This is a genomic window from Micromonospora sp. CNZ299, assembly GCF_002754415.1.
Genome location: NZ_PEFG01000001.1, coordinates 2,981,532 through 2,994,689, shown reverse-complemented (window position 1 = coordinate 2,994,689; position 13,158 = coordinate 2,981,532). Strand labels below are relative to the sequence as shown.

The 13,158-nt window shown below is 72.1% G+C and carries 15 protein-coding genes; 9 read left to right on the top strand and 6 right to left on the bottom strand.

The window, feature by feature from the left end; all coding sequences use genetic code 11:
- Positions 1-78 precede the first annotated feature (78 nt).
- On the top strand, positions 79-312 hold the full coding sequence (locus CLT68_RS14215) for a DUF7455 domain-containing protein (RefSeq protein WP_030489368.1): 234 nt from the start codon (positions 79-81) through the stop codon (positions 310-312).
- 987 nt (positions 313-1,299) lie between these two features.
- Here CLT68_RS14215 and CLT68_RS14210 read toward each other — a convergent pair.
- From CLT68_RS14210 to CLT68_RS14200, 3 genes are all read right to left on the bottom strand, one after another.
- Positions 1,300-3,033, bottom strand: coding sequence for a DEAD/DEAH box helicase (locus CLT68_RS14210; protein WP_088946802.1), 1,734 nt, complete (start codon positions 3,031-3,033; stop codon positions 1,300-1,302).
- A 180-nt stretch (positions 3,034-3,213) separates the two neighbouring features.
- Positions 3,214-3,876: a trimeric intracellular cation channel family protein gene (locus CLT68_RS14205; RefSeq protein ID WP_088946801.1), complete on the bottom strand. Its 663-nt coding sequence runs from the start codon at positions 3,874-3,876 to the stop codon at positions 3,214-3,216.
- A gap of 40 nt (positions 3,877-3,916) precedes the next feature.
- Complete coding sequence (locus CLT68_RS14200) at positions 3,917-4,135, bottom strand: DUF3039 domain-containing protein (protein ID WP_088946800.1); 219 nt, start codon at positions 4,133-4,135, stop codon at positions 3,917-3,919.
- Positions 4,136-4,223: 88 nt separating this feature from the next.
- On the opposite strand from CLT68_RS14200, the gene CLT68_RS14195 reads away from it, so the two are divergent.
- Both CLT68_RS14195 and CLT68_RS14190 read left to right on the top strand, forming a co-directional pair.
- Positions 4,224-5,159 carry a pseudouridine-5'-phosphate glycosidase gene (locus CLT68_RS14195; RefSeq protein WP_099851411.1) on the top strand — a complete coding sequence of 312 codons (936 nt, stop codon included), beginning with the start codon at positions 4,224-4,226 and terminating at the stop codon, positions 5,157-5,159.
- Positions 5,156-6,055: a PfkB family carbohydrate kinase gene (locus CLT68_RS14190; protein ID WP_099851410.1), complete on the top strand. Its 900-nt coding sequence runs from the start codon at positions 5,156-5,158 to the stop codon at positions 6,053-6,055. Before CLT68_RS14195 ends, CLT68_RS14190 begins: the two co-directional genes overlap by 4 nt.
- A 54-nt stretch (positions 6,056-6,109) precedes the next feature.
- Here CLT68_RS14190 and CLT68_RS14185 read toward each other — a convergent pair whose 3' ends face one another.
- Positions 6,110-6,469 (bottom strand): DUF3099 domain-containing protein, encoded by a 360-nt coding sequence (locus CLT68_RS14185; protein ID WP_172861971.1) that lies wholly within the window; start codon positions 6,467-6,469, stop codon positions 6,110-6,112.
- A 104-nt stretch (positions 6,470-6,573) separates the two neighbouring features.
- Between CLT68_RS14185 and CLT68_RS14180 the strand changes: the two genes are divergently transcribed.
- Together CLT68_RS14180 and CLT68_RS14175 are read left to right on the top strand one after the other, a co-directional pair.
- Complete coding sequence (locus CLT68_RS14180) at positions 6,574-6,861, top strand: hypothetical protein (RefSeq protein ID WP_088946797.1); 288 nt, start codon at positions 6,574-6,576, stop codon at positions 6,859-6,861.
- A gap of 13 nt (positions 6,862-6,874) precedes the next feature.
- Positions 6,875-7,186 carry a hypothetical protein gene (locus tag CLT68_RS14175; protein WP_088951534.1) on the top strand — a complete coding sequence of 104 codons (312 nt, stop codon included), beginning with the start codon at positions 6,875-6,877 and terminating at the stop codon, positions 7,184-7,186.
- A 28-nt stretch (positions 7,187-7,214) separates the two neighbouring features.
- Here the strand turns inward: CLT68_RS14175 and CLT68_RS14170 are convergent, their stop codons facing one another.
- The gene (locus CLT68_RS14170) at positions 7,215-7,805 is read right to left on the bottom strand and encodes an HhH-GPD-type base excision DNA repair protein (RefSeq protein WP_099851408.1); all 591 of its coding nucleotides are present in this window, start codon (positions 7,803-7,805) and stop codon (positions 7,215-7,217) included.
- A gap of 83 nt (positions 7,806-7,888) precedes the next feature.
- On the opposite strand from CLT68_RS14170, the gene CLT68_RS14165 reads away from it, so the two are divergent.
- The 3 genes from CLT68_RS14165 (at position 7,889) to dtd (ending at position 10,893) form a co-directional block, all read left to right on the top strand.
- Positions 7,889-8,890: a CPBP family intramembrane glutamic endopeptidase gene (locus CLT68_RS14165; RefSeq protein ID WP_099851407.1), complete on the top strand. Its 1,002-nt coding sequence runs from the start codon at positions 7,889-7,891 to the stop codon at positions 8,888-8,890.
- A 34-nt stretch (positions 8,891-8,924) separates the two neighbouring features.
- Positions 8,925-10,409 (top strand): DUF7782 domain-containing protein, encoded by a 1,485-nt coding sequence (locus CLT68_RS14160; RefSeq protein WP_199177045.1) that lies wholly within the window; start codon positions 8,925-8,927, stop codon positions 10,407-10,409.
- A 61-nt stretch (positions 10,410-10,470) separates the two neighbouring features.
- Positions 10,471-10,893, top strand: coding sequence for a D-aminoacyl-tRNA deacylase (dtd, locus tag CLT68_RS14155; protein ID WP_099851405.1), 423 nt, complete (start codon positions 10,471-10,473; stop codon positions 10,891-10,893).
- Between the two features lie 118 nt (positions 10,894-11,011).
- Here dtd and CLT68_RS14150 read toward each other — a convergent pair whose 3' ends face one another.
- Positions 11,012-11,800, bottom strand: a complete 789-nt coding sequence (locus tag CLT68_RS14150) for a sporulation protein (protein WP_099857139.1) — start codon at positions 11,798-11,800, stop codon at positions 11,012-11,014.
- 231 nt (positions 11,801-12,031) lie between these two features.
- On the opposite strand from CLT68_RS14150, the gene sigB reads away from it, so the two are divergent.
- Positions 12,032-13,048, top strand: coding sequence for an RNA polymerase sigma factor SigB (gene sigB, locus CLT68_RS14145; protein ID WP_396687403.1), 1,017 nt, complete (start codon positions 12,032-12,034; stop codon positions 13,046-13,048).
- Positions 13,049-13,158 lie beyond the last annotated feature (110 nt).

Sequence of the window (13,158 nt, the reverse complement as noted above, 5' to 3'; positions counted from 1 at the left end):
GCCTAGTAAGGGTGTTGCACCATAGGTGAGCAACGACCGAAGAGATTGTTCATCGGTGACGACCAGAGGAGGAAGGCGATGACCCCGACCCTCACGCCGCCGCCCGTGACGGCGGCTCCCCCAGCCGCCGATGAACGGTGCGACCGCTGCAATGCTGCCGGGAAGCTCCGGATCACCCTGACGGGTGGGAGCGAGCTGGTGTTCTGCGGGCACCATGCGAACAAGTACGCGGAGGATCTCGTGAAGATCACCGAGCGGTTCGCGACGGAGCCCGATTTCAGCTGGCGTGGCGCCGATCTGATGGCGAACTAAATCCGCAAACCGACATAGCCGGCCGGAGGCACCCCGAGGGTGTCTCCGGCCGGCTTTTCGCCACCCAAACCACCCCGCCCCGGCCACCGCCCTCGCCCCGCGCCCACGTGCCCCGCCCCAGCCCGCGCTTGCCCCGGACCAAGCCGCGCTTTGCCCCTCGCCCCGCGCCCCCGCTTTGCCCCGGCCCACGCCCGCGCTTGCCCCGGCCCAAGCCGCGCTTTGCCCCTCGCCCCGCGCCCCCGCTTTGCCCCGGCCCACGCCCGCGCTTGCCCCGGCCCAAGCCGCGCTTTGCCCCTCGCCCCGCGCCCCCGCTTTGCCCCGGCCCACGCCCGCGCTTGCCCCGCCCGCACCGCGCTTGCCGTGCCCACCCGGGGCGCCCCGCGCGCTCGCCCCGCCCGCGCCTACCCGCGCGCTCGCTCCGCCCGCGCCAGCCCCAGGGAACGCACACCGCCGGATGTCGCCAAGATCCGCACAGTTTCGGGGAAGTTGCTGCCTCCCGGGCGCCGGAGGCAGCAACTTCACCGAAGTAGTGCGGATCTTCGCGTCCCGCGTCCCGCGCCCCGCGCCCCGCGCCCCGCGCCCCGCGCCCCGCGCCCCGCGCCCCGCGCCCCGCGCCCCGCGCCCCGCGCCCCGCGCCCCGCGCCCCGCGCCCCGCGCCCCGCGCCCCGCGCCCAAGATCGTGCTCGAACCAGGATGTAGGTTGCCTCATCGACGCGCCGATGCCACTACATCCCGGTTACTGCGCGATCTTGAAGTAGGGACGCTCCGCAGAAGGCACGCGCGGGCGTCCCGGGCACGTAAACCTCGGTCTCACCCCAGGCCAGCCCGTGATCCACCCGATTTCACGGAAGTCGCGCTTTCCTCCGCGCTCGAATACCGCGTTTTCAAGGAACCCGAGTGGATCACGCCGGAAGCAAGCATGGCCGCAGACCTCGACCGCGGACCTCGCCGCGGACCTCGGCCGCAGGCATCGCCGATGCGGCAGGTCTAGAGGGTCTGGACGGTCGCGATGCGTTCCTCGAGCTGCTCGATGGTGGCCTGGGCGCTCGGAGGGCCGCCGCAGAGCCGGCGCAGCTCGGCGTGGATCTTGCCGTGCGGCTGGCCGGTGCGATGGTGACGAGCGGCCACCAGGGCGTTCAGTTGGCGCCGGAGCGCCACGCGACGCTGAGCGGCGCTCATGGGTGCCGGTGGCGCCGCCGTGGGCGCAGAGGCCGGCTGAGCGGCCCCGTCGGCGGTGCGGCGGCGTTGGGCGGCGAGTTGTGCGGCCTGCCGTTTGGTCAGCAGCAGCGACACCTGGTCGGCGGTGAGCAGGCCGGGCAGGCCGAGGTATTCCTCTTCCTCCGGGGTGCCGGCCTGGGCCGCGGTGCCGAACGACGCGCCGTCGAAGATCACCTGGTCCAGTTCGGCGGTGGCCGAGAGCGCGGCGAACCGCTTCTCCAACTCGCCGCTGGCCTGGTCGTCGCGCTGCGCCCGTTCCAGCAGATCGTCGTCGAGCCCGTCGGATTCCTTGGGTTTGCCGAGGACGTGGTCCCGTTCGGTCTCCATCTCGCTGGCCAGGCCGAGCAGGTGCGGCACGCTGGGCAGGAAGACCGACGCGGTCTCACCGGGCCGGCGGGCTCGCACGAACCGGCCGATCGCCTGGGCGAAGTAGAGCGGCGTGCTGGCGCTGGTGGCGTAGACGCCGACCGCCAGTCGGGGGATGTCGACACCCTCGGACACCATCCGCACCGCGACCAGCCATCGCTGGTCGGACGCCGCGAACGTCGCGATCCGCGCGGACGCGCCCTGGTCGTCGGAGAGCACCACGGCGGCCTTCTCGCCGGTCACCTGCTCGATCAGCTTGGCGTACGAGCGGGCGGTCTGCTGGTCGGTGGCGATGATCAGACCACCGGCGTCGGCCATGCCCGCGTTGCGCAGCACGGTCAGTCGGGCGTCGGCGGCGCGCAGCACCTGTGGCATCCAGTCCCCGGCCGGGTCCAGGGCGGTACGCCACGCCTGCGCCACCAGATCCTGAGTCATCGGTTCACCGAGGCGGGCGGCCAACTCCTCCCCCGCGTTGGTCCGCCAACGGGTCTCGCCGGAGTACGCCAGGAAGAGCACCGGCCGGACCACGCCGTCGCGCAGGGCGTCGGAGTAGCCGTACACGGAGTCGGCACGTGAGCGCAGCAGCCCGTCTCCACCCCGCTCGTAGCTGACGAACGGGATCGGGTTGTCGTCGGAGCGGAACGGTGTCCCGGTGAGCATCAGCCGGCGTACGGCGGGGTCGAAGGCGTTCTTCACCCCGTCTCCCCAGGACCGGGAGTCGCCCGCGTGGTGGATCTCGTCGAGGATGACCAGGGTGCGTCTGGTCATGGTGCGCCGCCGGTGCACCTGCGGTGCCATGCCCACCTGGGCGTAGGTGACCACCGCGCCGTGGAAGTCGGCTGCGGAGTGCACGTCGGCGTTGCGGAAAGCGGCGTCGAGCTGGATGCCGACCCGGGCCGCGGCGTCGGCCCACTGGTTCTTCAGGTGCTCGGTCGGGGCGACCACGGTGACCGCCTCCACGGTGCCGTCACCGAGCAGCTCGGCCGCGATCCGCAGGGCGAAGGTGGTCTTGCCGGCGCCCGGCGTGGCGACCGCTGTGAAGTCCTCGGTGCGCCGACGCAGGTATTCCACCAGGGCTTTGCGCTGCCAGGCGCGTAGTGCCGGGAACGTCTCGAGCACCGGCGTCCGGGCTGCCACGCGAAAGCTCCTCTCCGACCGCACGACGGCGGACCCGGGGCGAGGGCCACGATGACCGCCGCCCATGAAAACGCCTCCGCGCAGAAGCTGCCGCGAAGGCCGACTCAGCATAACCAGCGCGAGCCCCACGGCCCAGGCGACGCCACGCTGGTCACATTCGCCACCCTGGCGCGGATGGCCTCACCACTCCCGGTCGGCGCGGGGATCCGCCCCATCGGCGCGCGGCGGGCGCAGCGTCGCCACCGGCGCGGACCAGCGCCGACGCAACGCGATCAGACGTAGCCCGAAGACCAGGGCGGCAGCGGCGGTGAGCGGTACGGGACCGGTCTGACCGGTCACGTAGAGCAGCACCACCAGCACCGAGCCGGCCAGCGCGGCGAGGGCGTAGATCTCCCGACGCAGCACGACGGGGATCTCGGCGGTGAGCAGATCGCGGCCGAGCCCGCCGCCGATCGCGGTGAGCATGCCGATCAGGCAGGCACCGACCGCTGGCACCCGGGCGTCGAGTGCCTTGAGCGTGCCGGTCACCGTGAACAGTGCCAGGCCCGCCGCGTCCAGCACCAGGACGGTGGTGCGCAGTCGGGCCAGTTGCGGGTGCAGCCAGAAGACGGCGAGAGCGGTGATCGCGGCGGTGGCCGCGTACCGCCAGTCGGCGAAGGCGAGCGGCGGCACCTCGTCGATGACCAGGTCCCGGAAGATCCCGCCGCCGAGGGCGGCCACGAAACCGACGAACGCGACGCCGAACAGGTCCAGTCGCTTCGCCACCGCCGCCGACGCCCCGGATGCGGCGAACACCGCCACCCCGGTCAGGTCGGCGAGGAGCAGGGCGGTGGAGGTGGTCACCGCCGCAGGCTACGTCGCCGGCCGGAGCACCGGCCGAGGTTCACTCGCGGTACGAGTCGTAGATCTCCTTGCACTTGGGGCAGACCGGAGAACCCGGCTTGGCCGCCTTGGTGACCGGGAACGTCTCGCCGCAGAGCGCGACGACGTAGGTGCCCATGACGGCACTTTCGGCGATCTTCTCCTTGCGGACGTAGTGGAACATCTCGGGACCGGTGTCGGCGTCCTTCAGCTCCGGACGCTCGAGAACCTCTGTGCTCACGTCTGCACCTCCAACCGACAAGTTTGGCAGGTCATCACGGCCGGGTCCACTTGAGGCCGGCCCATGCCCCACCCCGTACCGTGCTCGTGTGAATGACTTTCGCATCAGCTACGGAACCGAGGTCGCCGAAGCCCTGCGCGACGGCCTGCCCGTCGTCGCCCTGGAGAGCACCATCGTCTCGCACGGCCTGCCCCGGCCGGAGAACCTGCGGGTGGCCAGGGAGATCGAGCAGGCGGTCCGGGACGCCGGGGCCGTCCCGGCGACGATCGGCATGATCAGCGGCAGGCTGGTGGTCGGTCTGGACGACGCGCAGCTGACCCGCCTCGCCACCGTCGACGGAGTGACCAAGCTCTCCGTCCGCGACCTCGCACTGGCGGCGGCGACCGGCGCGGACGGCGCCACCACCGTCGCCGCGACCAGCGCGGTGGCCGCCGCGGCCGGGATCGGGGTGTTCGCCACCGGCGGGCTGGGTGGGGTGCACCGGGAGGCAGCGCACACCTTCGACGAGTCGGCGGACCTGGGCACCCTGGCCCAGACTCCGATCGCGGTGGTCTGCGCCGGGGTCAAGTCGATCCTCGACGTGGGCGCGACGCTGGAGCGGTTGGAGACCCTCGGGGTCGCCGTGGTCGGTTACCGCACCCGCCGGTTCCCCGGCTTCTACCTGACCGACGCTGGCTTCGACCTGGACTGGTCGGTGGACTCGCCGGAGCAGGTCGCCGCCGTGCTCGCCGCCCGCGACGAGCACGCCGTGCACACCGGCGGACTGCTCGTCGCCAACCCGTTGCCGGTCGAGGAGCAGCTCGACCCGGAGTTGCACGACCGGACGCTCGCCGACGGCCTGGCCCTGCTGGAGCGGGACGGGGTCACCGGTAAGGCCGTGACGCCGTACCTGCTGTCGTACTTCCACTCGGCCACCGAGGGCGCGAGCCTGGCGGTGAACGTCCGGATCATCCTGCGCAACGCCGACCTGGCCGCGCGGATCGCGGTCGCCGCAGCGGCCCGCCGCACCACCGCCCCGGCATGACCCGACCGGCCCGGATGGTCGTCGTCGGGGACGTGATCACCGATGTGGTCGCCGTGCTGTCCGGGCCGCTCGCGGCCGGCTCGGACACCGGAGCTGAGATCAGCATCGGCGGCGGCGGTCAGGCGGCCAACACCGCCGCCTGGGTAGCCGCGCAGCGGGTGGACGTCACGCTCGTCGGCGCCGTCGGTGACGACGACGCCGGGCGGGACCGGGTGGCCGAGTTGGAGCGGGCGGGTGTCGACTGCGCAATCGAACGCGTCGAGGGCGTGGCGACCGGCACTGTGATCGTGTTGGCCACCGACGACGAGCGCACCATGGTCAGCCAGCGGGGCGCGAACCTGCGGCTGACCGGCGCGCACGTCGAGCGGGCCCTCGCGGCGGTGCCCGACGCAGGGCATCTGCACCTGTCCGCGTACACCCTGTTGGACGCCGGGTCGCGCGACGCCGGGCTGCGGGCGCTGGCCGCCGCGCGCGAGCGTGGGCTCACCACCAGCGTCGACGCGGCCTCCGCGGCGCCGCTGCGGCGAGTGGGCGCGGCGGCGTTCCTGAGTTGGGTACGCGACGTCGACCTGCTGCTGGTCAACGCGGACGAGGCCACCGTGCTCGCCGGTGGGCTGGACCCGGCGGCGCAGGGGCGGGCGTTGTCGGCGACGGCCCGGCGGGTCGTGGTCAAGCGCGGCGGGGCCGGCGCGGTCTGGGTCGACCGCACCGCGGCGGTCCGCGTGGTTGCGGCCCGGCGGGTTGCGGTGGTGGATGTCACGGGGGCGGGGGACGCCTTCGCGGCTGGCCTGCTCACCGCCTGGCTCGCGGGTGCCACCCCGGCCGCGGCGCTGAGCCGCGCCACCGACCTGGGGGCGCTGGCCGTCTCCACCGTCGGCGCACGACCGCAGCCCTAGTCGCCGGCGCACGGCCGCGGCTCCCGAGTGCTCGAACCCTGGCCCGTTCGCGGGTCAGGGTTCGGCGTCGATGACCTTGTGCGGGCGCTCCTCGGCGGTGAGGCTCATCGGCGGGGTGTCGTCCGTGTGCCGGCGGTGGAACCTGTTGGCCAGCCGGTGCTCTTCCTTCGGCGGCCGGTCGTTGGCCAGCAGCACGGCCAGCCAGGGGATGAGCACCATACCGAGGGCGCACAACGGCAGCCAGAGCCAGAGCAGCGGGGCGTTCGCGCCGACCAGGATCGCGCCGGCGATGATGCAGGCCACCCGGATGCCCATCATCAGGACATAGCGGCGCTGACGGCTGGTGAGCTGGTCACCCTGGCTGCGCGAGGCGTCGGTGATCAGAATCGGCTGGTACGCCTGACGCTTCACCATGGACCTCCTCGAGGGGGTTACGCCTCATCCTGTCACCGCAGGGCCGTGATCAGCGAACTTCTACTCATCCCGCCGCGTGTTACGTGCGTGGTACGCTGCCTGGCGTGGGCAGCAGGTTCAGCTTCACCGACGAGGCGTTGGCCAACCTGAGGGTCTACGACGTCACACCCGGGGAAGTCTGGGAGGCGCTGCACAGCGCCCGACGGGTGATCCGCCATCTGGGTGACGACGTGATGGTGGTCTACGCCGCCGCCCGTCGGGGCCGCCGACTGGCGGTGCTGCTCGCCGAGGCCGATGGCACCGACAACGACTGGGACATCCTCTCCGCTCGTGAGCTGAGCGACGCCGAGTCCAAGCGCTACGACGAGGCCGTGCGGAGATCTCGCCGATGAGGAGGCCGTGACGATGCACCGAAACGACGCGACCAAGCAGTTCCACAGCGGCGACGACCGGATCGCCGAGCTGATCGACGAGGGCCCGGGGGTGGACCTCCCCGCCCCCGACACCGACGTGCCGATGGTGAGCCGGTCGGTCCGGCTGCCACTGGAGACGTACGAGCGGGTGCGGGCCGCCGCCGACGCCCGAGGCATCGGGGTCACCACGCTGATGCGCCAGTGGATCGAGGCCGGCCTCGCCGACCTGGACGACTCCGCGACCGTCTCGCTGGCCGACGTCCGGCGCGCGCTGGCCTCGCTGGCGCACCCCACCGCCGCCTGAGCGACAGCCCCCACCAGGCCGGTCGCTTTCAGCCGCCGGCGGTCTTCGCCTTGGCCGCTGCCTTCATCTGCTGCTTGTACTCGCGCACCCGGCGCAACGAGTCGGCGTCGGTGACGTCGGCCACCGACCGGTACGCGCCCGGGTCGCCGTACCCGCCGGCCGCCGTCCGCCAGTCCTGCGGGGTGACCCCGAACCGCTTTCCGAGCAGAGCCACGAAGATCTGCGCCTTCTGCTTGCCGAAGCCGGGCAGCCCGGAGACCCGGCGCAACAGCTCCGGCCCGTCGGCGACGTCGGCCCAGAGCAGCGCCGCGTCACCGTCGTAGCGCTCCACCAGGACCTGGCAGACCTCCTGCACCCGGGCCGCCATCGCCTTCGGAAACCGGTGCAGCGCGGGCGGCTGGGCGAAGAGTGCGACCATGGCCTCCGGGTCGTACCCGGCCAGCTCGACCGCGTCCAGTTCGTGGCCGAGCCGCTGCGCCAGCACGTACGGCGAGGAGAAGGCCTTCTCCATCGGCACCTGCTGGTCCAGGGTCATCCCGATGAGCAGGGCCAGTGGGCTGCGCTCCAGCAACCGGTTGGCCTCTGGGTCGATGGGCAGCACTAGCGTCATGCGGACCATCCTGCCTGGCCCACCGATCCGGGCGGACGCCGACGCTCCGATCGTTTCGCGACACCTGGCGCTCGTCTGCCACGCTCGACGACATGCTTTGGACCGCCCCGCCCGGTTCCCCGTACCACCGGCTCGGCCGCACTGCCCGGCACCGCTGGTGGCAACCCCTCGTCGGCACCGTCGCGCTGGTTGTCTCGGCGGTGGTGGTCCTCTGCCTACTCTTCGGCGTCGCCGCCGTCGTGGCCGAGCTCACCAACCGCCCGTACGACGCCGACGGGCTTCCCACCTTCGGCCCGATTCCGGACGCCGCACTGCTGATCGTCTCGCTGGCGTTGTTACTCCCACTTCTGTTCGGCGCGGCCTGGCTCGTGCAGCGCCGGCCCGCCGGCACGCTCTCGTCGGTGCTCGGCCGGCTGCGATGGAACTGGCTCGGCCGCTGCCTCCTGATCGCCACGCCGCTGATCATCGTCATGCTGGTCGGCGCGGACCTGCTGCTCGGGCTGACCGGCGAGAGCTCGGTGCTCGCCCCGGCGGACACGTGGGTGGGTGGGCCGGAGTTCGCCGCCGGCCTGCTGATGGTCCTGCTGCTGGTGCCATTCCAGGCCGCCGCGGAGGAGTACGCCTTCCGGGGCTGGCTGTTACAGGCCGTCGGCACATATCTCCGCTCACCCTGGCCCGCGATCGCCCTTCAGGCGGTGCTCTTCGCCGCGGCGCACGGCTGGGGCACGATCTGGGGTTTCCTGGACCTGGCATTCATGGGCGCGTTGTTCGGCTGGTTGACGGTGCGAACCGGCGGGCTCGAGGCCGCGATCGCGCTGCACGTGGTGAACAATCTGACCGCGTTCACCCTGGCGGCGGCGTTCGGCGGGCTCAGCGCCGACGAGACGATGGCCGACGCCCCATGGCAGCTCGTCCTCGTCGACGTGCTGGTGCTGTCCGCGTACGCCCTGGTCGTCGACCGGATGGCCGCGCGTCGAGGGCTGGCGACGGTCGTACCGCCGGACCTGGTCGTGGCGGTGCCCGGCGGGCCCTCGGCCCCGACCGGTGCGGAGCTGAAGCGGCCGGAGGTCGGGGTCGAATCTCGCGGGTGGTGACGGCTTTCTCCGCGACGGCAGGCAGGATGTCGGGGTGGACGAACACGACATGCTGCTCTCCCCCGCCGGCGTCGACGCGCTGCGCGACGCGCTGACCCGGACCGGTTTCACCAGCCACGGCATCGCCGAGCGCCTGGGCGTCCAGGCGACCACCGCCGTCGCCCGCAACGACTACCGGGCCGCGCTGCGCGCCACCGAGGACGGCGACCCACTGGGCACCCTGATCCGGGTGTTCATCTGCGACCAGACCGAGCCGGAAGCGCAGGTGGCCGCCGCGCTGGCGCCGCTGAGCCTGGAGGAGGCGCTGGCCGGCGGGCTGGTCGAGCGGTACGGCGACGGGCTGCGTGCCGGCGTCGACCTGGAGCCGTACGGCGACGACTGGTGGGTGCTCGCCGACGTGCCGGCCAGTGCCCGACCGGGTCGCCCGTTGCACGCCGAGCACGTGCTCGGCATCGGCGGGGCCACCCACACCCTGATCGGTGCGACCATCCGCCGACCGGTGGGCAGTGCGCTGGACCTCGGCACCGGCTCCGGCGTCCAGGCCCTGCATCTGGCCACCCACGCCGGCTCGGTGACCGCCACCGACCTCTCGGAGCGGGCACTGCGCTTCGCCGCGACCACCGCCGCCCTCAACGGTCAGGACTGGGAGCTGCTGCGCGGCGACCTGGTCGCCCCGGTTGCCGGCCGGCGCTTCGACCTGGTGGTGAGCAACCCGCCGTTCGTGGTCGGCCCGGGCACCACCACGCACGTCTACCGTGACTCCGGCCGGGTCGGTGACGCGATCGGCGCCGAGCTGGCCGCCGCCGCCCCGGGCCTGCTCACCGAGGGCGGCACCATGCAGTACCTGGCGAACTGGGTGCACGTCGCCGGCGAGGAGTGGGACGAGCGGGTCGCCGGCTGGTTCTCCGGGACCGGCCTGGACGCCTGGGTCATCCAGCGCGAGGTGGCCGACCCGATGGCGTACGTCGACCTGTGGCTCACCGACGCCGGCGAGACCACCGACCCGCAGCGGATGGCCGCCTGGCTCGACTGGTTCGACGCGCACAAGGTGGATGGGATCGGCTTCGGCATCGTGTCACTGCGACGAGCTGGGCACGCCGACCCGGTGGTCCGGGTCGAGGACCTGCGCCAGCGGGTGCAGCCGCCGCTGGGCTACCAGGTGGCCGCCTGGTTCGACCGCCAGGACTTCCTGCGGGTACGCGACACCGAAGCGCTGCTCGCCGAGCGCTACCGGGCCGCCGAGGGCCTCCAACTGCGCCAGGAGGCCACCATGGGTGACGAGGGCTGGGGGGTGGACCGGCAGGTCCTCGCGATGCCGCACGGCCTGCGCTGGACCGAGGAGATCGACCCGCTGGTGCTGGCCCTGGTCGGCGGCGCCGACGGCCGCCTGCCGCTGCGTGACCAGCTCGCCCTGCTCGCCGCCGCGCACGACGTCGAGCCCGACGAGATGGCCGAGGCCGCGGGCCCGATCGTGGCGCACCTGGTCGAGCGCGGCTTCATCGAGGCGGTGAACGCGTGACGCGGGCAGGCTCTGCGCCGGCTGTCGGCGTTGCGGCAAGCTGCGTTGCGGCGGGCTGCTGATGCGTGCGGTGGTGCAGACAGTCGGGCGGGCCAGCGTGACAGTGGACGGCGAGGTGGTCGGCGCGATCGAGAACGGCCTGCTGGTGCTGCTCGGGGTGACCCACACCGACACCGCGGGGACCGCTCAGACGATGGCCCGCAAGGTGCACGAGTTGCGCATCCTGGACGACGAGCGGTCCGCCGCCGACACCGGCGCGCCGATCCTGGTGGTCAGCCAGTTCACCCTCTACGGGGACGCCCGCAAGGGTCGCCGTCCAAGCTGGACGGCGGCCGCCCCCGCCGAGGTGGCCGAACCACTGGTGACCGCCGTCGTCGACGCGCTGCGCCAGCGCAACGCCCCGGTGGAAACCGGCCGCTTCCGCGCCCACATGCTGGTGGAAAGCACCAACATAGGCCCCCGAACCCTCCTCCTGGACCTCTGACCCCAACCCCCGCCACCCTGGTTGATCATGAAGTTATTGCCCGCCGCCTCGGCGTGTCGTGGCAATAACCTCATGATCAACGGGCCGGAAGGGGGGCGCGGGGCACAAGGGGTTGGGGTCAGGAGAAGAGGCCTCGGCGGGACAGGGACTGGCGGAGCCAGCTGTCGAGTTCGGCGGTCCAGTCGGTGCGGTCGGCGGTGGCGTGGTCGACAGTGAACCGGCCGAAGGCGTCCCGCCCCTCGGTGAAGACGCCGCCGCGCTTGTCGACCTCCAGGACCACCTGCATCTGCTGCGCGTCGGCGATGAAGGTGACCTCCAACTGGTTGATCGAGCGGGCGTACTGGGGCGCCGGGCCGAACTCGATCTCCTGGTAGAAGGGCAACGTCTGTCGTACGCCGTAGATGTGCCCACGCTCCACATCGGCGCGGGCGAACCGGAAGCCCAGTCGCAGCAACGCGTCCAGCAGTCGCTCCTGCGCGGGCAGCGGGTGCACCGACACGGCGTCCAGGTCACCCTTGTCGACGGCGCGGGCGACCTCCAGCTCGGTACGCAGGCCCATCGTCATGCCGTGCAGGTGCTGCCCGTACAGCTCGGTGACCGGTGTCTCCCACGGCACGTCGAAGCGGAACGGGATGTCGTGGCGCTGCCCCGGCTCCAGCCGGAACGCGCCGGTGATCTGCTGGCGACGGAACTCCTGAGTGGTGTCGTAGTCGTTGTCGCCGCTCTCCACCTCGACCCGGGTGACCAGCCCGAGAGTCACGTGGTCGATGTCGACCTGGTGGTCGCCGCCGACCACCTGGATGCGGCCCTCCAGCTGGCCGCCCGGGCGGCAGTTCGGGTTGGCCAGCACCGTCTCCACCGATGGGCCGCCGACCCCCATCGCCTTCATGAGCCGCTTGAAGACCACGCCGTCCTCCATCTTTCGTCGTCGCCGACCCGAGCTGACCGGCCGTCCGCAACGTAGTCGGGGCGGGCAACCGCACACCGGGACGACACACCGCACCAGAGATCCGACCTGATTCCTGTCGGGTGCCCGATCGCCTCACTCCCGTTTTACGCCCCGACCGCCAAGCTGTGTGCACACCGGCACCACTGGGCCGGAGACACGGCACAGACGTGGAAACGGGGAGAGACAGAGATGGCCCTTCAGATGACGGAACACCGGATGCGCCCGGCCACCACGACCGACACCGACGGGACCTCCGAGGTCCTCACCGACCTGGACGCCACCGACGAGCGTGGCATCTCCACCGACCTGGTCCGGGCGTACCTCAACGGGATCGGCCGCACGAAGCTGCTGACCGCCGCGCAGGAGGTCGACCTGGCCCGTCGGATCGAGGCCGGCCTGTTCGCCGACGAGAAGCTCGCCACCTGCACCCCGGTTTCCGCGGAGCTGCGGGCCGACCTGGAGCTGATCGTCGCGGAGGGCCGGGCTGCGAAGGACCACCTGCTGGAGGCGAACCTGCGGCTGGTCGTCAGCATCGCCAAGCGCTACACCGGCCGTGGCATGGCCTTCCTCGACCTGATCCAGGAGGGCAACCTCGGTCTCATCCGGGCGGTGGAGAAGTTCGACTACGCCAAGGGTTACAAGTTCTCCACGTACGCGACGTGGTGGATCCGGCAGGCGATCACCCGCGCGATGGCCGACCAGGCCCGCACGATCCGCATCCCGGTGCACATGGTCGAGCAGGTCAACCGGATGGTCCGCGCCCGCCGCGAGCTGGCGGTGACGCTGGGCCGCGAGCCCACTGTCGCCGAGGTGGCCCGCGCCCTGGAGATCCCCGAGATCCAGGTCATCGAGCTGATCTCCTACGACCGGGAGCCGGTCAGCCTGGACCAGGCCGTCGGCGACGACGGTGAGAGCGCGCTCGGCGACTTCGTGGCCTCCGTGGACCCGCGCACCGAACCGGGTGACGCCGCCGCCCAGGGTGAGTTGCGCAACGAGGTGAGCATCGTGCTGGCCACCCTGTCCCAGCGGGAGCAGGCGGTCATCCGGCTCCGGTTCGGTCTCGACGACGGCCGGCAGCGCACGCTGGACGAGGTCGGTCGGGAGTTCGGTCTGTCCCGGGAGCGGATCCGGCAGATCGAGAAGGGGACGCTGCTGAAGCTGCGCGCGCCGGAGCGGGCCCAGCGCCTGGAGTCGTACGCCTGCTGACGCACCTGCTCATGGAAGGCCCTGGCGGTTCGCCGGGGCCTTCCATGCTGTCGGGGTGCTTGACCGGTGGCACCATCCACGGTAGAAACCATATGGTTATAAAACCAGGA